This is a genomic window from Faecalibacterium sp. Marseille-Q4137, assembly GCF_017377535.1.
Classification (GTDB): domain Bacteria; phylum Bacillota; class Clostridia; order Oscillospirales; family Ruminococcaceae; genus Faecalibacterium; species Faecalibacterium duncaniae.
The window spans coordinates 19,234-38,237 of the sequence record NZ_JAFREK010000021.1; the positions used below are offsets into that span (position 1 = coordinate 19,234).

A 19,004-nucleotide genomic window follows, 5' to 3' on the forward strand; every position below is an offset into this window, starting at 1 on the left:
AAACGACGCGCTTTCCGGCACTCCTGTTGTTCATCCTTCTATTATTATGCTATTTTCTTCATTTACCTTCTTATCATTTACCCTGTCCTGAAAAGGGCAACCAAAAAACGCTTCCCCACCTGCACGGGGGAGCGTTTTTTGGTTGTCTGCCGCCCACCATAGAAAAGCGCCCTGCACCTTTCACGGTACAGGGCGCTTTGCGTTTCAGTTTTACAGCGCTGCAACAGCGGCCTTGAGCTCATCCACGCGGTCGGTGTTCTCCCACTTCACGCCCAGATCCTCGCGGCCCATGTGGCCGTAGGCGGCCAGCTTGCGGTAGATGGGCTTCCGCAGGCCGAGGTCACGGATGATGGCGGCGGGGGTCAGGTCAAAGACCTTCTCCACTGCCTGCTCGATCTTCTCATCGGCCACGGTGCCGGTGCCAAAGGTATCCACCATGATGGACACAGGCTTTGCCACGCCGATGGCGTAGGCCACCTGCACCTCACACTGCTTAGCCAGACCGGCAGCCACGATGTTCTTGGCCACCCAGCGGGTCGCGTAAGCGGCACTGCGGTCCACCTTGCTGGGGTCCTTGCCGGAGAATGCGCCGCCGCCGTGGCGGGCGTAGCCGCCGTAGGTGTCAACGATGATCTTGCGGCCGGTCAGGCCGCTGTCACCCTGCGGGCCGCCCACAACAAAGCGGCCGGTGGGGTTGATGTAGTACTTGGTGTTCTCATCCAGCAGCTCGGCAGGGATGGTGGCCTTGATGACCTTCTCCATGATGTCGGCCCGGAGCTGCTCCATGGTCACGTTCTCACTATGCTGGCTGGAGATGACGACTGCATCCACCCGGATGGGCTTGTTGTTCTCGTCGTACTCCACGGTGACCTGGCTCTTGCCATCCGGGCGCAGGTAATCCAGCTCGCCGCTCTTGCGCACCTCAGTCAGCTTCTTGGCCAGCTTGTGGGCCAGGCTGATGGGCATGGGCATCAGCTCAGGGGTCTCATCGCAGGCATAGCCAAACATCATGCCCTGGTCACCTGCACCGCCGACCTGGTCGTTGGTGCCCAGTGCGATATCGGGGCTCTGGCCGTCGATGTTGGAGATAACAGCGCAGGTGTCAGCGTCAAAGCCGTACTTTGCACGGGTGTAACCGATGTCAGAGATGACCTCGCGGACGATCTTCTGGAAATCGACATAGCAGTTGGTGGTGATCTCGCCCATAATGTGGACCAGACCGGTGGAAGCGCAGGTCTCGCAGGCCACGCGGGCATCGGGGTCGTGGGTCAGGATCTCGTCCAGGATAGCATCGGAGATCTGGTCGCAGATCTTGTCAGGATGTCCCTCGGTGACGGACTCAGAAGTAAACAGGTGTCTTGCCATAAATTTTGTCCTCCATGTGTGTGGTGAATCTTGCACAGCTTCATACACGTCCATCAAGTTTGCGCAAACAAAAACGCTCAGAACCGAAGCTCTGAGCGTTTGCACTCTTATCTTTCGGTTTCCCGCAGGATTTGGCACCTTATGCTTTCGCACAGGTTGTCGGGCTTCACAGGGCCTGTCCCCTCAGCCGCTCTTGATAAGTCGGTATTCAGTTGTTTTCTGAGAGATATCTTATCATCTCTTCGTCAGATTGTCAAGAAGAGTATCACTCTTTTTAGACATCTCAACGAAATTGATTAGGATTTCCCCTAGAAGTACCGGGAGTTTCCCGAAGCTCTCTTAGTAACCCTTGGCCTGTTCGCCGTTCAGCAGCTTGACCGCACGGGAGGTGCCCAGACGGTCTGCGCCCAGAGCGAGGAACTTTTCCATATCCTCCACGGTGGAGATGCCGCCGGCAGCCTTGACCTTGCAGCGGCCATGCACGCCCTTGACCATCAGCTCCACATCGTGGAAGGTAGCGCCTGCGGTGGAGAAGCCGGTGCTGGTCTTGATGTAGTCAGCGCCCGCCTCGCAGACGATGTCGCACATCTTTTCCTTTTCCTCGTCGGTCAGCAGGCAGGTCTCAATGATGACCTTGAGCACCTTGTCGCCCACAGCCTGCTTCACGGCACGGATATCCTCACGGACAGCATCGTATTCCTTGTTCTTCAGGCGGCCGATGTTGATGACCATGTCCACCTCGGCAGCGCCGTTCTCAATGGCAGTCTTGGCCTCAAAGGCCTTGCTGGCGGTATCCATGGCACCCAGAGGGAAGCCCACCACGCAGCACACCGGGATGCGGCCCGCCATATACTCGACTGCCTGCTTTACATAGCAAGTGTTGATGCAGACGGATGCGGTGTGGTTGGCAATGGCCTCATCACAGATGGTCCGGATCTGGGGCCAGGTAGCCTCGGGCTTCAGCAGGGTATGATCGACATGGGAGAGGATTTCTTCACGGGTCATATTATTTTCCTCCATCAATTCTTGCTGGCACGGCGGACCTTTGCCATGCCCACAGCGCTCAGGGCAATTGCCGTTACGGATGCGGTGGCACCAATGATGCCCAGAACAAGACCGGAAACCAGGAATGCAAAACCTTTCAGACCACGTTTCATAATACCGTACCTCCATTGTTTTGTTACTTAAAACTCCCTCAGTCACCTTCGGTGACAGCTCCCTCTGAGAGGGAGCCTTGTCGGCAAATGCAAGGCAATGCCTCCCTCCCAGAGGGAGGTGGCTGCACCGTAGGTGCAGACAGAGGGAGTTACTTTTTCTTAAAGATGATCAGCTTGCTGAACACATAGTTCAGCACCACAACGATCACATTCGAGAACACCTTGACGCACAGCCCCCACAGTGCCTGCGCATTGTAGCAGCTGGTAACGAAGATTGCCGTGGGGCCGTCTGCACCGCCGATGACGGCAATAGCGGCAGAGCCATCCGTGACCCCCGCCGGTGTGCCTGCATAGGAGGCTGCCATCTGTATGGCCGTATCCGGGCCAAGCCAGTGGGCCACCACGCTCAGCACCCCCTGCATCAGCTCGTCCATCAGTGCTGCGCCCTGGGCCGCCAGCAGATTGCCCAGCACCAGCATAATTGCAGTGTCCAGCAGCATTGTACCCAGACGGCAGGTGACAAATGCACCAAACTCCTTTGCCATCGCCCTGCCTTTGGTCTTGCTGTTGAACACAAAGGCCCGGTTGGTGGTGTAGGCAAACAGGATGCAGAGGATGTTGTCCAGCACATTGCCCCAGCTGTTGGCGGCGGTGTAGCCGAACAGCCTGTTGAACAGGGCGTACAGCAGGATATTCAGCAGGGTGGTCAGCACGCCGAAGATCAGGTAGGAGATGACCTCCCAGTGCTTCTTTAACCAGTTAATCATACCGTCAAACCTTTCTCATTCAGTCCAAAGTTCCCGGTTTTGCCAAGGGCTCCCCTATTAGGGGAGCTGGCAAAGCCGCAAGGCTTTGACTGAGAGGTTTAATAAAAACAGCCCCGCCGCCGTTACCCGGCAACGGGGCTGCAGTCGCATTGTGTCTGAAACTCAGCGAACCACGGACTGATTACTCAGCGTCGTCGTTCAGCAGAGCCTTCATGGACAGGCTGATGCGCTTCTTGTCGAAGTCAACATCCAGCAGCTTCACATCGACCATATCGCCGACCTTCAGTGCGTCGGAGACCTTCTCAACGCGATCATTGCTGATCTCGCTGATGTGGACCAGACCGTCAACACCCGGCAGGATGCGGACGAATGCACCGAACTTGGTCAGGGACACGACCGGAGCATGGAAGGTGCTGCCGATGGGGTAGTTGTTCTTCAGCTGCTCCCAGGGGTTGTCCTCAGCCTTCTTGTAGCCCAGAGAGACCTTGTGGTTCTCGGTGTCGATGTCCTTCACATACACTTCGATGGTGTCACCAACGGAGACAACCTCGGAGGGATGCTTGATGCGGTTCCAGCTCAGCTCGCTGATGTGGCACAGGCCGTCCACACCGCCGATATCGACGAATGCACCGTAAGAGGTCAGGCTCTTGACAACGCCGGTGTAGGTCTTGCCCACCTCGACATTTGCCCAGAACTCCTCACGCTTTGCCTTGTTCTGCTCAGCGGTGACCTTGTTGATGCTGCCGACGATCTTGCGGCCGGAGCACTCGGTAACAACCAGCTGGACATGCTGGCCAACCAGAGCAGTGTAGTCCTCGTCACGGCGCATCGTGGCCTGAGAACGGGGAACGAACACCTTAACACCCTTGACGTTGACGACAACGCCGCCCTTGTTGAACTCGGTGACATCGCCCTCGACGACCTCGCCGGATTCAGCAGCCTTGGCGATCTCTTCCATGCCCTTGCGAGATGCGAGCTTCTTGCGGGAGAGCTGGATAACGCCGTCCTGGTCCATAACCTTCTCGACGATGAGGTCCAGCTCATCGCCAACCTTCACCAGGTCTTCGACCTTGGCGGAGGAATCATCGGTCAGCTCGCTCAGCTTGACAAAGCCGGTCTGCTTGGCTCCGATATCCACCTGGATCTCGTTGGCAGAGATGCTGGTCACGATTCCTTTCACAATACTGCCTGCATGAACACGCTTCTCCTCGGATGCGTTCAGCATCTCCTCGAAGCTCATGCTGTCATTGATTTCTGCGCTCATACTGTTAAGTACCTCCTCAATAATAGACGATGGCGTTGAAGCCCCTGCTGTTACGCCCGCCGTTTTTACATCTGCAAACCATTCCGGCCGAAGTTCGCTCGCTGTCTCGACCGTCACGGCTTTCGTATGCTTTGCGGCGACCTGTACCAGCTTTTGGGTATTGGAAGAATGATGACCGCCAATGACAACAATGATGTCGCATTGTTGGCTGAGGTCTTCCGCTTCCTGTTGCCTCGCCCACGTCGCATTACATATTGTATCAAAAATTCGGGCGTTTGTATAGGCTTTTTTGAGAAACTCCGAACTTTCTTGCCATTTTGTTACCTGAAATGTGGTCTGTGCAACCGCAAAAATGGGCTTTTGGGGGTCAGAAGGGCCTTTCCAGGCCTTCAGCTCGTCCAGATCGCTGAACACAAATACCTCTCCCCGGGTATGGCCCACGATGCCCTGCACCTCGGGGTGGGCAGCATCACCGGCCACCAGAAGCACCGCGCCCTCGGCCTCGGCCCGGGCGGCAATGCTCTGGATCTTCTTCACAAAGGGGCAGGTGGCATCGTGGTAAACAAGGCCGCGCTGCTCCAAAGTATCATAGATGGTGCGGGGCACGCCGTGGCTGCGGATGATGACCTCATACCCGGTGGGGATATCGTCCACGGTATCGGCCACCAGCGCCCCGCGCCTTTCCATATCGGCCACTGCCTGCGGGTTATGGATCAGCGGGCCCAGCGTTGCCACCTTATGGCCCTCGTTCAGCAGATTGTAGGTCAACTCCACCGCGCGGTTCACGCCAAAGCAGAAGCCGGCGGTTTTGGCAAGACGAATTTCCATAGCGTTTCTCCTTCTCTAAACCTCTCAGCCTCGCATTCGCTCGGCAGCTCCCCTAATAGGGGAGCCAAGTTTACGCTGTTGTTTTCTTGCCTCCCCTACCAGGGGAGATGTCACCGAAGGTGACGGAGAGGTTCTCACTTCAGCTGTTCCCAGGCATCCAGCAGTGCCTGCTTATTGGCCCGGAGCACCTTCATATCCCGGCGGCTCTCCATGGCGAACTGGGCGGCGGGCATCGGCTCGCCGTAGATGACGTTCACCCGGCAGAACAACCGCATCTTCCCGTCCGGCGTATCGTAGCGGATGCGCACCGGCACCACATCCACCCCGGCCTGCGCCGCAATGACGAACAGGCCGCTCTTGGGCGGCAGGAGCCTGCCCTCTTTTTCGCGGGTGCCCTCCGGGAAGATGAGCAAAGTCTCCCCCGCCCGGCAGGCCTCCACGGTCCGGTCAATGATCTCCAGCTCCTCCTTGGTGCCGCGCACGCAGAGCGCGCCGCAGCAGCGGAAGAACCAGGTGAGCAGGGCGTTGATCTCAAACAGCTCCTTTTTGGCAAAAACGAGCATCCGCCTGCCCCAGAACCGGCTGATGACGATGAACACCGGGTCAATGGCTGAAACGTGGTTGGGGGCAATGATGCAGCCTTTGGTCTGCACCTTGCGCAGGTTCTCGCGGCCAACGGTATGGACCCGGAAGCCGATGTGGAACACCAGCCAGGCCAGCGGCAGCAGTATGTAATATAGTACCATTTAATCAACCTTTTCTGCAATAATCTTTTTCATCGCCGCAAGGCTCTGCTCAAAGTTGAGGTCAGAGGTATCCAGCAGCACTGCATCCTCGGCCTGCTTCAGGGGGGCGGCGGCACGGTGGGTGTCCTGATAGTCCCGCTGCTTCACATCAGCCAGCACATCCTCAAAAGCGACCTCCATGCCCTTCTGCTGGTATTCCAGCCAGCGCCGTCTGGCCCGGGCTTCGGGAGCAGCGGTCAGGAAGATCTTGACAGTAGCATCCGGCAGCACCACAGTGCCGATATCCCGGCCATCCATCAGGACGTTCTGGGTCTTGGTCATGCCGCGCTGCAGCTCCAGCAGGAAGGCGCGGACTTCCGGGTTGGCACCCACGGCAGAGGCGGCCATGCCGGCCTCCTCCGTGCGGATGGCGGTGCTCACGTCCTCACCGTTCAGATAGATATGCTGCTCTCCGTCAATGCAGTCCACCCGCAGGCCGATCTCCGGCAGCAGGGTGTTGACCGCCGCATTGTCCTTCGGGTCCACGCCCTTGCGCAGGGCATACAGGCCGATGGTGCGGAACATGGCACCGGTATCCACATAGATGTAGCCCATCTCTGCGGCCAGCCGCCGCGCCAGAGTGGATTTGCCTGCCCCCGCAGGGCCGTCGATTGCAACTGAAACCATTTGGGATTCTCCTTTATTTATATAATAAGTATTTTATTATCAGTCAAGCTCTGCTCTGTCCAACCTCTCAGAGGTGATTTGCAAAGCTCTGCGCCGTACAGAAAGCGATCTGCAGGTTGTAGCCGCCGGTATAGGCATCCACATCCAGCACCTCACCTGCAAAGTAAAGGCCCAGCGCCTTCTTGCTCTGCATGGTCCTGGGGTCCACCTCCCGCACGGACACGCCGCCGGAAGTGATGACCGCATGGGCCAGGTCGCCCCGGGCATCGATAGGCACGTTCCAGTGCTTCATCAGGCGCATCAGCTCCCGCTTCTGCTCCCGGGTGATCTGGTTGGCCTTTGTGGCAGGGTCAATGCCCCAGCGTGCCACCATGACCGGCTGCATACTGGCAGGCAGCAGCTTGACCAGCGCCCCCTGGGCGGCATGGTTGGCCAGCAGGGCAAAATCCCGGGTGATGCGGTCATAGAGCTGCTCCTCGCTCAGGGCGGGCTTCAGGTCGATCTCGGCGTGGTACTTGTGCTTTTTCATGTCGCCCAGATGGCTGGACGCGCTCAGGGTCAGCGGGCCGCTGATGCCAAAGTGGGTGAACAGCATCTCGCCCTGCTCCTCAAAGATGTCCTTGCCGTCCTCAAAAAGGGTCAGGGTCACATTTTTCAGGGCAAGCCCCATCATCTTTTTGCAGTCCGGGTCATGGCTGACCAGACTGACCAGACTGGGCACCGGCTCCACAAGGGTGTGCCCGGCCTGCCGGGCCAGCCGGTAGCCGTCACCGGTGGAGCCGGTGGTGGGGTAGCTCACACCGCCGGTGGCCACCAGCACGGCATCGGCCCGGTATTCTTTCCCGGAAGTCCCCCGCACACCGACACAGCGCAGGGCAGGCCCGGCTTTTTTCTTTTTGGGATGGCGCGGATTTTCCGGCACGGCAGGGGCGGCTTCCGGCTCCGGGGGCAGCTCTTCCAGAAGCAGCTTTTTTGCCCCGTCATAGACGATCTCCGCGTCCTGTGCGTAGCGGAGCAGTGCCTGCCGGATCTCTTCGGCTTTGTCGGACACCGGGAACACCCGGCGGCCGCGCTCCACTTTCAGCTCCACGCCCAGGCTCTTAAACAGCTCCATGGTCCTGGCGGGCGGGAACGCCCCCAGCGAGGAGAACAGAAAGCGCGGATTGGTGCGGACATGGTGCAGAAACTCCTCTGCAGTGCAGTCGTTGGTCACATTGCAGCGCCCCTTGCCCGTGACCAGGATCTTCTGACCGGGCTTGTCGGTATGCTCCAGCACCGTTACCTGATGCCCCTGCCGCACAGCGGCCCCCGCCGCCATCAGCCCGGCCGCACCGGCCCCCACGATCAACACCTTTGCCATTCTGGTTCCTCCCGCAATTCACTGCCTGTCGAAATTTGTTCTAGTTTATCATACCAGAATCGGCCCGCAATTGCAATCTGCATTCCTTTGGAAAAGCGCAGAAAAGCGGCAGACGGTCGTGTCTGCCGCTTTGGGTCACTGCATCAGTTTTGCGGGGTCAAGATAACTGTCGTCCTGCTTCACTTCCAGATGGATGTGGCTTTCCTCGGCGCATTCACAGCTGACGCTGCCCACTTTGCCCAATGTCTGCCCGGCACTGACCGTCTCGCCCTCTTTCACCGCCGGGCTGGCCACGCCGCAGAGCCGCCAGACACGGCCCGCACTGTCCTTGATCGCCACAGTGGGGCCCCAGCTGCCATCGGAACCGGCCAGCACCACCGTACCCGCCGTGGGGCTTTGGACGGCAGCATCCTTTGCGCAGGCATAGTCGATGCCGTTGTGGGTACGCCAGTCGCCCAGGGTCTTGTTGTAGACCAGCTCATCGCCGCTGTATCCATTGAGCACCCTGCCAGAGACCGGCTGCGTGGAAGCAGGCGCTGCCGAACTGCTGGCAGGCGAGGATGCACCTTGCAGCGCGGATGGTTCGCGCACCGAGCCAGAGCCAGCCTGCGGCGCAGAGGAGGCCGAAGATGCACTCCGCGATGCCGAGGAGGCCGCCTTGGGCACATTGCTTACACTGTTTGCGGCGGGTTCGGTCGGCCATTCCCATGTTGTTTCGTCCTCCTGTGGCGTGGTGGTGGAAAGCCCCTCATCGATGCCGGGGGCCGTGGATGTGCTGTCCGGTGTCTTCAGGCCCGAAAGGTTCTTGTCCAGCTCGTCGCGCACGGTGCGCACCGCCCAGACCCCCGCCGCCGCTGCCGCCACCAGACAGGCCAGCAGTGCCAGTGCAAACCCTTTGTCCCGCAGAAATTTCCTGATCTGTTCCATGTTCGTTACTCCAATCCGTCATGGTTTCGCTTGATTTTCTGATTGCAGTATGCGATTCCGGAACCGGGTTTATACACATTTTATAAAAAGAAAACCCTCTCCGTCAAAGCCTGAGGCCTTGACGGAGAGGGCTGAAATACACAGATCAGCTGCGGCGGCGGTTGTTGCCCATCAGGCGGACAACATACAGGAAGATGTTGATGAAGTCCAGATACAGGGTCAGCGCGCCATAGATGGAAGCCTTTTCGGCCATCTCAGCATCAGCGGAGTAGTAGCTGTACATCTGCTGCAGCTTCTGGGTATCGTAAGCGGTCAACAGCATGAACACCACCAGACCGATGCCGCAGTAGAGCACCGAGCCGCCAAAGCCGAAGCCGAACAGCATCCCCACAAAGCCGGTGATGATCATGGCAACCAGAGCCATCATCAGGCGGGGGCCCCAGCCGGTCAGGTCCTTATGGGTGGTGGTGCCGTAAACAGCCATCAGCCCGAAGTAAAGGGACGTTGCCAGCAGCGCCATGATCAGGGTGCTTGCCGAGAAAACGAGGAAATAGTAGCTCAGCACCATGCCGTTGAGCAGTGCATAACCGAAAAAGGTCGCGCGGGCAGCTCCCACCGACATGGTCTGTACCCGGGAGCTCAGCACGAACACCAGCGCCAGCTCCGCAATGGTCAGCACAAGATAGAGCGAATCGACCAGATAGATGAGCGAGGTCGTCGCAGTGAGATAGGCCATGGCGAAGGTGATAAGCAGGCCGCAGGCCATCCAGCGGTAGGTGCGGGTCATATAGTCCGATGCGCTCATCGTGGGCTCCGCATAGCCGCGGTCATAATTTCTGTAATCCATTGTGGAACTCCTCCAGTCTTTTTGCCGGGGCGGGCATTCCGCCTTGCTCCGGTCTACGTTTTATAGTATACTGCATAGAAATGAACGTTTCGTGAAAAAGGCTGTGATATTGTATGTCTCTTGGACTTTATCTGCATATTCCCTACTGCTTTTCCAAATGCCGGTACTGCGATTTCTATTCTGCCCCCGGCCAGCGCGGTGTGCCCACCCAGTATGTGGATGCCCTTCTGCGGGAGCTTGCCCGCTTTGCGCCGGAAGCGCCTCTTCACCCGGACACGATCTATTTTGGCGGCGGCACCCCCAGCCTGCTCTCCCCTGCCGATGCCGCCCGGCTCATTGCGGCGGCAGCTCCGGCACCCGGGGCGGAGATCACGCTGGAGGCCAACCCCGAGACCGTAACCGAGCAGACCCTGTGCGGTTTCCGGGAAGCCGGGGTGAACCGCATCTCTTTCGGGGTACAGTCGGCCCGTGACAGCCAGCTGAAAACGCTGGGCCGCCCCCACACCGCCCGGCAGGCCCGGGCAGCTTTTGCGGCGGCACGGCGGGCAGGCTTTACCAACATCAGCGGCGACATCATGCTGGCCCTGCCCCATTATACGCAGGCCGAATTCGATGAGACACTGGAGCTCATTGCGGAGGGCGGGGCAACGCACATCTCCGCATACCTCTTAAAGATCGAACCGGATTCCGCCTTTGGCAGGCACCCGCCCGAGGGTCTGCCCTCCCCCGACGAAGCAGCAGACTTTTACCTCTACGCCGTGGAACACCTGGAGCACCACGGATACCGGCAGTATGAGATCTCGAACTTTGCAAAGCCCAGCTATGAGGGCAGGCACAACCTCATCTACTGGGACTGTGGGGATTACCTCGGCCTTGGCCCGGCGGCGCACTCCTGCATGGGCGGCAGACGATTCTATTACCCTGCCGACACCGAGGCCTTCCTGAACGACAAAGCAGCCCCCGTTATGGACGGAGGCTGCGGCGCAGAGGACTATCTCATTTTACAGCTGCGGCTGCGCAAGGGGCTGGATCTTGCCGCCTATAAGGCCCGCTACGGGAAGGAGTTTTCCACCGCCCAGCTCGCCTTTGTGAAAAACTGTGTGAAGTCCGGCTATGCCACCTTCGATGGCAGCACCCTTGCCCTCACCCCCGCCGGTCTCATTGTGCAGAACAGCATTCTGGCAGAGCTGCTGTAAGCGGCTGCTTACGTGAGGTCAATGACCCTCCATCCCAGCTCCCGGATGGCTTCCCGGTCATGGGTGGCCAACAGAACAGCCCGTTCACCGCGGCGCTCCTTCAGGAGCGCTGCGGCTTTTTTCATGGTCTCCGGGTCCATGCCGGTGAAGGGTTCGTCCAGCAGCAGGGTGTCGCACCCGGCCCAGAGGGCGCGGAGCAGGGCCGCACGGCGCTTCTGCCCGCCGGAAAGCTTCCGGGCAGGCAGGGCAAGCGCCTGCTCATCATATCCAAATCGTTGAAAATCTGACACGATTTGCGTTTTGTATTGTGTTTTTTCCTCCGGAAGCACCAGTTCCACGTTCTGCACGGCGGTCAGCTGCGGGCAGAGCCGATCCTCCTGAAAGGCAGCGCCGACCCGGCCCACGCCCTGCACCGTGCCGGAATCCGGTACTTCCAGCCCCATCAGGATGCGGAGCAGGGTGGTCTTGCCCCAGCCGCTGGGTGCCCAGAGAACGGCAGGCTCCGCAAGGGTCAGATTCAGATCCTCAAAGAGCGTTTTTTCTCCAAAGCGTTTTGTTAATCCGCAAATTTCCAGTTTGTTAATCATTTTTTGCCACATCCTCTCCCAACACGCGGGCCACCGCCTTGTCCAGCAGGGCCAGGAACAGCTTCTCAAAACCTGCGCTCAGCAGGATGATGACGAACGTCCAGGCGAACAGCTCCCCGGTGGAGAGTGTGATCTTTGCCCGGTAGAGGGCATCTCCGATGCTGCCATCGGGCAGGCCGATGACCTCGGCGGCCACACCGCTCTTCCAGCAGATGCCCAGCGCCACGCTGCACCCCTGCCGGAAGGCCGGCAGAATGGCGGGCAGCCAGATGGCTTTGACCCGCCGGGCCAGCGGCAGGTGGAACACCTGTGCCATTTCCAGCAGCTGCACGTCCGCGCTCTCGATGCCGGTGCGTACGGCACTGTACAGCACGGGCAGGACCATCAGAAAGCTGATGAGGATGGAGAGCGACCGCCCGCTGACCCACACCAGCGCCAGAATGATGAAGCTGGCCACCGGCGTGGCCTTGACCAGCTGGATGACCGGGGCCAGCAGCGTGTCCACCCAGGCCCAGCGCTCGGCGGCGGCCGCCAGCAGAACGCTGACCACCACGCCCAGCGCAAAACCCAGCAGGATATGCCCGGCGCTGAACCCCACCCGCTGCCAGAAATCGGCCTGCGGCAGCAGCTCCATCAGGGTGCCCGCCGCCTGAATGGGTGACACCAGAAAGACCTCCTGCCCGATGGCCATGGCCGCCGCCTGCCAGACGGCCAGCCAGAACACCGCCGCTGCCAGCAGCCCTGTGCAGCGTTTTTTTGTCTGCTTCATTTTATCTGCTCCGTTCTCACTCAAAAAGAGCCGTGCGGCTGCACGGCTCTCCTTTTTATCGGTTTACTGAAAACTGCGCTGGACGCTTTTCCAGAACACCTGGCCGGGCGTGGCCTTGGTGTAGTAGAAGTTTGCATCCGGCAGCTTGCCGCCCACTGCAGCGGGGGAAGCATCATACAGCACCTTGAGGTAGGCGTTGACATCGGCCTTCATCTCGTCCCCCACACGGTAAACGATGTTGCACTGGGGCAGCGCCTTCTGGGCAATGGCCTTTTTGGCCACCACGCCGGTCTCCTCACAGAGAGCCGCCGTACCGGCAACATCCGTCTGGGCGGCCTTGATGCTCTTCTCGTAATCCCGCAGGAAATTTGCCACGATGTCCGGGTTCTCTTTGGCGTACTCCGTGCGGACAACGGTGACCCCCGTGATGAGCTGGGTGTCACAGACCTTGTTCCACTCCTTGGTCAGGTCCAGCACCACCCGCAGGCTGCTGTCCTTCAGCTGGGCGGCGGTCACATAGGGCTGGGGCAGAACGGCAATGGCATCCTTTTTGGAGGCGGCCATCTGGGCGGTCACCTCGGAGGCCTCGCTGTAATACTCGATCTTCACATCCTTGTCGGGGTCCAGGCCATTCTTGGTGAGCAGATAGCGCAGAACATACTCCGGCGTGGTGCCCTTGCCGGTGGACAGGATGGTGCGGCCCTTCAGGTCGGCAAAGCTGTGGATGCTGTCACCCTTTTCCACCACATACAGCACGCCCAGCGTGTTCACGGCCATCACCTGAATGCCGCCATTGGTCTTCTGGTAGAGGGTCGCGGCCAGATTGGCGGGGATGGCGGCCATATCCAGCTCACCCTTGATGAGCTTGGGCACGATCTCGTCCGCTGCACCGTAGAGCTGCAAGTCGTAGTGCTGGCTGGCCTTGCCGCTGCGCTCCATATCCAGCAGATTGACCAGGCCCATGGTGGTGGGGCCCTTCAGGCCCGCAATGCGCACACCGCTTTTTGTTTTGGCGGCAAAAGCCCCGCAGGCCAGCAGGCTGATCATCAGCGCAGCCGACAGCAGCAGGGAAGTCAGTTTTTTCATCATGGTTCAGATTCCTTCCTCTCTTTGTTGTTCCAACCAGAAACAAAATTTGCAAATTTTGCAAAATCATTTGCTTTACGCGCTCAAGTTTACTATAATGGAGCTAAAAATACCGTTGCCCATGCAACGGAATTGCAGAAGGGCGGTGAGGGCCCGGGGAAAACCTCACGGAACTGACATGGAAAACTATCTGCCGCTGTTACAATCCACCTCTCTTTTTGCCGGGATCTCTGCCGGGGAACTGCGCCCCCTGCTCAGTGAGCTTGGGGCCTGCATCCGCAGTTATGGCCGGGGCGAGGCGCTGGTGCAGGCCGGGGCCCCCAGCCACCGGGTCGGCGTTGTGCTGACCGGAAGCATCGAGGCCTACCGCCCGGCACCGGGCGGGGCACGGATCCCCATCACCCACATGGGGCCGGGGGGCGTGTTTGGTGACGTGCTGGGCGGTTCCAGCCTGGACAGCCCGGTCACGGTGGTGGCATCCGCCCCCTGCGAGGTCCTGCTCTTCCCCTACGAGAAGCTGCTCCAGCCGGACGGCTCCGCTGCCCGCCAGCGCCTGCTGCAGAATCTGGTGCGGACCATCAGCGATAAATATTTCCTGCTCTCCCGCCGGGTGGACCTGCTGGTGATGAAGACCCTGCGGGCCAAGGTCTGCGCCTACCTACTCAGCGAGGCCGAGCAGCAGGGCAGCATGACCTTTACCATCCCCTTCTCCCGCATCCAGCTGGCCGATTACCTCAACTGCGACCGCAGCGCCCTTTCCCGGGAGCTGAGCCTGATGCAGCGGGACGGCCTGCTGGACACCTACCGTTCCAGCTTCAAGCTGCTGGAGCCGGAAGCTCTGCGGCAGATGATTCTATAAAAGGAAAGTGATCTGTAACTATGTCTAAACCAATTCTCTGGATCGTGATCCCCTGCTACAATGAGGAGCAGGTGCTGCCCATCACAGCGCCGATGTTCCTGCAAAAGATCACCAGCCTCACCGAAAAAGGCATGATCAGCGACAAGAGTCGGGTGCTGTTCGTCAACGATGGTTCCCGCGACAAGACCTGGGAGCTCATCTGCAGCTTTGCAAAGCAGGATGCGCATTTCATCGGCATTTCCCAGAGCCGGAACCGGGGCCACCAGAACGCCGTGCTGGCGGGCCTGATGGAGGCCCGCGCCAACAACTGCGACATCACCATCTCCATTGACTGCGATGGTCAGGATGACATCAACGCCATGGACGAGATGGTGCAGAAATATCTGGACGGTGCCGAGGTGGTCTACGGCGTGCGCAGCCGCCGGGACACCGACACCTTCTTCAAGCGGTTCACTGCCGAGGGCTTCTACCACCTGATGAATGCCCTTGGCGCGGATATCGTGTTCAACCACGCCGACTACCGGCTCATCAGCGCCCGCGTGCTGGACAGCTTTGCCGACTACAAGGAGGTCAACATCTTCCTGCGCGGCATGGTGCCGCTGGTGGGCTTCCAGAGCGAGCAGGTACTCTACGAGCGGCACGAGCGGCTGGCCGGTGAGAGCCACTATCCCCTGCGCAAAATGCTGGCGCTGGCCTTTGATGGCATCACCAGCCTTTCCAACAAGCCCATCCGGCTCATCACCGGGGCAGGCATCGTGGTCAGCCTCATCAGCTTCATCGGCGTGATCTGGGCCATCGTGCAGGCGGCCATGGGCAGCGTGGTGGCCGGCTGGGCCTCCACCATCTGCATCGTCTGCTTTGTGGGCGGCGTGCAGCTGGTCTGCCTGGGTGTCATCGGCGAATACATCGGCAAGATCTATATGGAAACAAAGGCCCGCCCGCGCTACATCATCTCGGAGCGCACCTGGGCCCCCTATGAAAGGAAGTATCACGGATGAGCAAACAGAGCTGGCGGGGCAGCACCCTGCTGAACCCGGAACCGCCGGTGCTGGTCTCCTGCGGCGGGCTGGAGCAGCCCAACCTCATCACCATCGGCTGGACAGGCACCATCTGCACCCAGCCCAGCATGGTATCCATCAGCGTCCGCCCCGAGCGGTACAGCCACCACCTCATCAAGGAGAGCGGACAATTTGCCATCAACCTGCCCACCGAACAGCTGGTGCGTGCGGTGGACTGGTGCGGTGTGAAGAGCGGCCGCGACAACGACAAGTTTGCCGCCTGTAAGCTCCACGCCGCCCCGGGCAGCGTTCTGACCGACTGCCCCATCCTGGAGGAAAGTCCGGTCAATCTGGAATGCAGGGTCACGCAGGTCATCCCGCTGGGCAGCCATGACCTGTTCCTGGCCGAAGTCGTGGCCTGCGATGTGGATGAGAGCCTGCTGGATGAAAACGGCAAGCTCTGCCTGGACAAAGCAAAGCTGATCGTGTACAGCCACGGCGAGTACCTGAGCCTGGGCAAAAAGCTGGGCACCTTCGGGTATAGTGTGCGGAAAAAGAAACCCGGAAAACGGAAAAAAATGATCTGACCTGCAAAGGCGGGGCATCAGTGCAGTAAGCTGATGCCCCGCCTTTTTCTGTTTTGTTCCCTTCCCCCAACAACAAAAAGCCCCGCCGGCAGAGGGAATTGCCAGCAGGGCTCCGGAAATGTCAATATGAACTTAACTTGGCTCACCTATCAGGAGAGCTGTCGAGCGGATGCGAGACGGAGAGGCTCAATCCTCCGCACCCTCATCCAGGTTGCCCAGCTTCTTGGCCTGCTCCACCACGGCAGGCACCAGCATCTCGGGCAGGATCTCGTAGCGGGCAAACTCGGTGGTGAACCAGCCGCGGCCCTGGGTGATCTGCCGGATAAAGGTGGTGAAGTTGCTCAGCTCAGCCAGCGGGACCTCGGCAATAACGGTCTGCATACCATCCTCATCGGGTTCCATGCCCAGCACGCGGCCGCGGCGCTTGGTCACATCGCCCATGATATCGCCGGTGTTGTCGTTGGGGACATGGGCCTTCAGGGTATGGATGGGCTCCAGAATGACGGGGCCTGCCTCGGGCATTGCAGCCTTATAGGCCAGCTTTGCAGCCATGATAAAGGCCATCTCGGAGCTGTCCACGGGGTGGTAGCTGCCATCCAGCAGGGTAGCCTTCAGGCCGACCACAGGATAACCGGCCAGCACGCCCTTTTCGGCGGCAAGGCGGACACCCTTTTCTACAGCCGGGAAGAAGTTCTTGGGCACGCTGCCGCCGAACACCTTTTCCTCAAACACGACCTGCTCGCTGTCACAGGGCTCGAAGTTGATGACGACATCGCCGAACTGGCCGTGGCCGCCGGTCTGCTTCTTATGGCGGCCCTGCTTCTGGCAGGCCTTGCGGATGGACTCACGGTAGGCAATGCGAGGAGCTTCCAGACCGATCTCCACGCCGAACTTATTCTTCAGCTTGGCCTTGACCACATCCAGATGCTGCTCACCCAGGCCACCAATGATCTGCTGGTGGGTCTCGGCGTTATTGACGTAGCTCAGGGTCGGATCTTCTTCCATCAGGCGGGCCAGTGCGCTGGAGATCTTGCCCTCATCGCCCTTTTTGGCCACGGTGACTGCCATGAACAGGCTGGGCAGCGGGAAGGCAGCGGCAGGCAGCTTGACCACGCGGGAAGCATCGCACAGGGTATCGCCGGTCTTTGCGCTGACCAGCTTTGCCACAGCGCCGATATCACCGGCACCGATGCCGTCGGTCTCGACCTGCTTCTTGCCGATGACGGTCAGGGGCTTGCTGATCTTCTCGGTCTCGCCGGTGCGGGCGTTGACCAGAGCAGCGCCGCCGGTCACCTTGCCGCTGATCACGCGCAGGTAGCTCAGCTTGCCCACGAACGGGTCAGCCACAGTCTTAAAGACATAGGCTGCGGTGGGCTCGGTCTCATCACAATGCAGCTCCACAGGCTCGCCGCTGGCATTCTCGGCCAGGATGGCGGCATCGTGCTGCGGGCTGGGCAGGAGCTTGTGCATATTGAACAGCAGCATATCCAATGCCTGCTGGTTGACAGCGCTGCCGCAGAACACGGGGGTGATCAGGCCGTCCTTAACGCCCTTGCGCATTCCCTCAACGATCTCCTCGGTCGTAAAGGGTTCACCGCCGAAGAACTTTTCCATCAGCTCATCGTCGGTCTCGGCAATGGCCTCGCTCATAGCCTCGATCAGGCCCTGGAAGCGGTGGCCGATATCGGGCAGCTCCACCTGGATCTGCTTGCCGCTCTCATACTTGAAGGCCTTCTGGCTGAACAGGTTGATGTAGACAGGGGTGCCATCGTCCAGCTTGGCGGGCACAACACAGGGGCAGACGGTGGAGCCGAACTTGATCTTCATCTCCTCCAGGATCTTGAAGTAGTTGGCATTTTCCAGGTCGCACTTGGAGATGAACACCATGGTGGCCTTGCCGTTCTTGCGGGCCAGCTGGAAGGCTTTCTCCGCGCCCACGGTCACGCCGCTGCGGCCGGAAACACACACCAGCACGCTCTCGGCAGCGCGGATGCCCTCATACTCACCTGCCTCAAAGTCGAACAGGCCCGGCGCATCGATCAGGTTGTACTTGATGCCTTCGTACTCCACCGGCACCACGGATGCCGACAGACTTGCCTTCCGCTTTGCTTCCTCAGGGTCAAAGTCCGAAATCGTGGTGCCGTCCTCAACACGGCCCATACGCTCTGCTGCGCCCGAAAAATAGACCAGTGCCTCAGTCAGCGTCGTTTTGCCGCTGCCGGCATGGCCTGCAATCAAGATATTACGGATGTTGTTGCTTGCGTATTTCATATCGGTTTTTCCCTCATTTCCGCCGCACGGAGCAGCCTCTCCGTTTTTGTGGCATATTTTACAAAGATAATACCACACTCCAAATGATTTTCAAATAGATTGTCCGAAATTTTCTTTCATCTGCCCGCCAAACTTCCCAGGGTTCTTTTGTGCATTTTGACCGGATGCGCGCAAAATCGATTGCAGGACGTGGGTTGGCATGGTACAATAGACCCAATGAAAGATAGAGGGAGGCACTTTGCCATGAAACGCACCGATTACATCAACTGGGATGAATACTTTATGGGCATCGCCCTGCTCACCGCCATGCGCTCCAAGGACCCCAGCAGCCAGGTGGGAGCCTGTATCGTCAGCCCGGAGAACAAGATTCTCTCCCTGGGCTACAACGGAATGCCCATTGGATGCGATGACGATGCCATGCCGTGGGAGCGCGAGGGCGACCCGCTGGACACGAAATATATGTATGTCTGCCATGCGGAGCTCAACGCCATCCTGAACAGCGCCCACAACAACCTGAAGGGTGCCCGGGTCTACGTGACCCTCTTCCCCTGCAACGAGTGCGCCAAGGCCATCATCCAGTCCGGCATCTCCGAGGTGGTGTACTACGGCGACAAGTACCACGATTCCGATTCCAGCGTGGCGGCGCGGTTCATGTTCAAAAAGGCAGGCGTGCGGCTGACCGCCTACACCCCCAGCGGGCGGAAGGAACTGCTGGAGCTGTGAT

Annotated in this window: 19 protein-coding genes and 1 riboswitch; of the genes, 5 read left to right on the forward strand and 14 right to left on the reverse strand. The window is 59.5% G+C overall.

All coding sequences use genetic code 11. The annotated features are described in order from the left end of the window. Positions 1–210 precede the first annotated feature (210 nt). The 10 genes from metK to J3353_RS09835 all read right to left on the reverse strand — a co-directional run bounded on the left by metK (position 211) and on the right by J3353_RS09835 (position 9,927). A complete protein-coding gene (metK, locus tag J3353_RS09790; RefSeq protein ID WP_097769956.1) occupies positions 211–1,365 on the reverse strand; it encodes a methionine adenosyltransferase in 1,155 nt (384 codons plus the stop codon). Positions 1,366–1,469: 104 nt separating this feature from the next. Then, positions 1,470–1,568, reverse strand: a riboswitch (SAM riboswitch). Between the two features lie 136 nt (positions 1,569–1,704). Beyond that, complete coding sequence (gene deoC / locus J3353_RS09795) at positions 1,705–2,370, reverse strand: deoxyribose-phosphate aldolase (RefSeq protein ID WP_207684756.1); 666 nt, start codon at positions 2,368–2,370, stop codon at positions 1,705–1,707. A gap of 14 nt (positions 2,371–2,384) precedes the next feature. After that, on the reverse strand, positions 2,385–2,522 hold the full coding sequence (locus tag J3353_RS09800) for a hypothetical protein (RefSeq protein WP_005929299.1): 138 nt from the start codon (positions 2,520–2,522) through the stop codon (positions 2,385–2,387). 149 nt (positions 2,523–2,671) lie between these two features. Continuing rightward, positions 2,672–3,289, reverse strand: coding sequence for a GtrA family protein (locus tag J3353_RS09805; protein ID WP_207684757.1), 618 nt, complete (start codon positions 3,287–3,289; stop codon positions 2,672–2,674). 181 nt (positions 3,290–3,470) lie between these two features. After that, positions 3,471–5,381, reverse strand: coding sequence for a bifunctional 4-hydroxy-3-methylbut-2-enyl diphosphate reductase/30S ribosomal protein S1 (locus J3353_RS09810; RefSeq protein WP_005929303.1), 1,911 nt, complete (start codon positions 5,379–5,381; stop codon positions 3,471–3,473). Positions 5,382–5,515: 134 nt separating this feature from the next. Then, positions 5,516–6,127, reverse strand: a complete 612-nt coding sequence (locus J3353_RS09815; protein ID WP_005929305.1) for a 1-acyl-sn-glycerol-3-phosphate acyltransferase — start codon at positions 6,125–6,127, stop codon at positions 5,516–5,518. Beyond that, entirely contained in the window at positions 6,128–6,793 is a 666-nt protein-coding gene (gene cmk / locus J3353_RS09820) for a (d)CMP kinase (RefSeq protein ID WP_156061773.1), read from the reverse strand. A 67-nt stretch (positions 6,794–6,860) separates the two neighbouring features. Beyond that, positions 6,861–8,153 (reverse strand): NAD(P)/FAD-dependent oxidoreductase, encoded by a 1,293-nt coding sequence (locus J3353_RS09825; protein WP_207684758.1) that lies wholly within the window; start codon positions 8,151–8,153, stop codon positions 6,861–6,863. A 135-nt stretch (positions 8,154–8,288) separates the two neighbouring features. Further along, a complete protein-coding gene (locus J3353_RS09830; RefSeq protein WP_005929312.1) occupies positions 8,289–9,080 on the reverse strand; it encodes a M23 family metallopeptidase in 792 nt (263 codons plus the stop codon). 145 nt (positions 9,081–9,225) lie between these two features. Then, on the reverse strand, positions 9,226–9,927 hold the full coding sequence (locus J3353_RS09835; protein ID WP_005929314.1) for a Bax inhibitor-1/YccA family protein: 702 nt from the start codon (positions 9,925–9,927) through the stop codon (positions 9,226–9,228). Between the two features lie 113 nt (positions 9,928–10,040). Here J3353_RS09835 and hemW point away from each other — a divergent pair, with 113 nt between their 5' ends. Beyond that, a complete protein-coding gene (gene hemW / locus J3353_RS09840; protein ID WP_207684759.1) occupies positions 10,041–11,123 on the forward strand; it encodes a radical SAM family heme chaperone HemW in 1,083 nt (360 codons plus the stop codon). A gap of 8 nt (positions 11,124–11,131) precedes the next feature. Here the strand turns inward: hemW and J3353_RS09845 are convergent, their stop codons facing one another. From J3353_RS09845 to J3353_RS09855, 3 genes are all read right to left on the reverse strand, one after another. Beyond that, positions 11,132–11,710 (reverse strand): ATP-binding cassette domain-containing protein, encoded by a 579-nt coding sequence (locus J3353_RS09845; protein ID WP_207684760.1) that lies wholly within the window; start codon positions 11,708–11,710, stop codon positions 11,132–11,134. After that, positions 11,703–12,479, reverse strand: coding sequence for an ABC transporter permease (locus J3353_RS09850; protein WP_207684761.1), 777 nt, complete (start codon positions 12,477–12,479; stop codon positions 11,703–11,705). The genes J3353_RS09845 and J3353_RS09850 overlap by 8 nt, the downstream gene beginning before the upstream one ends. Positions 12,480–12,542: 63 nt before the next feature. After that, the gene (locus J3353_RS09855) at positions 12,543–13,565 is read right to left on the reverse strand and encodes an ABC transporter substrate-binding protein (protein ID WP_207684771.1); all 1,023 of its coding nucleotides are present in this window, start codon (positions 13,563–13,565) and stop codon (positions 12,543–12,545) included. Between the two features lie 178 nt (positions 13,566–13,743). Here J3353_RS09855 and J3353_RS09860 point away from each other — a divergent pair, with 178 nt between their 5' ends. From J3353_RS09860 to J3353_RS09870, 3 genes are read left to right on the forward strand one after another with little or no spacing between them, the layout of a single operon-like run. Beyond that, positions 13,744–14,424 carry a Crp/Fnr family transcriptional regulator gene (locus tag J3353_RS09860; RefSeq protein ID WP_207684762.1) on the forward strand — a complete coding sequence of 227 codons (681 nt, stop codon included), beginning with the start codon at positions 13,744–13,746 and terminating at the stop codon, positions 14,422–14,424. Between the two features lie 20 nt (positions 14,425–14,444). Further along, a complete protein-coding gene (locus J3353_RS09865; protein ID WP_207684763.1) occupies positions 14,445–15,422 on the forward strand; it encodes a glycosyltransferase family 2 protein in 978 nt (325 codons plus the stop codon). Beyond that, positions 15,419–16,009 (forward strand): flavin reductase family protein, encoded by a 591-nt coding sequence (locus J3353_RS09870; protein WP_207684764.1) that lies wholly within the window; start codon positions 15,419–15,421, stop codon positions 16,007–16,009. Before J3353_RS09865 ends, J3353_RS09870 begins: the two co-directional genes overlap by 4 nt. 186 nt (positions 16,010–16,195) lie before the next feature. Here J3353_RS09870 and J3353_RS09875 read toward each other — a convergent pair whose 3' ends face one another. After that, positions 16,196–18,280 carry an elongation factor G gene (locus J3353_RS09875; RefSeq protein WP_207684765.1) on the reverse strand — a complete coding sequence of 695 codons (2,085 nt, stop codon included), beginning with the start codon at positions 18,278–18,280 and terminating at the stop codon, positions 16,196–16,198. Between the two features lie 243 nt (positions 18,281–18,523). Here J3353_RS09875 and J3353_RS09880 point away from each other — a divergent pair, with 243 nt between their 5' ends. Next, positions 18,524–19,003 (forward strand): dCMP deaminase family protein, encoded by a 480-nt coding sequence (locus J3353_RS09880; RefSeq protein ID WP_035393303.1) that lies wholly within the window; start codon positions 18,524–18,526, stop codon positions 19,001–19,003. The last annotated feature ends 1 nt before the right edge of the window (position 19,004 follow it).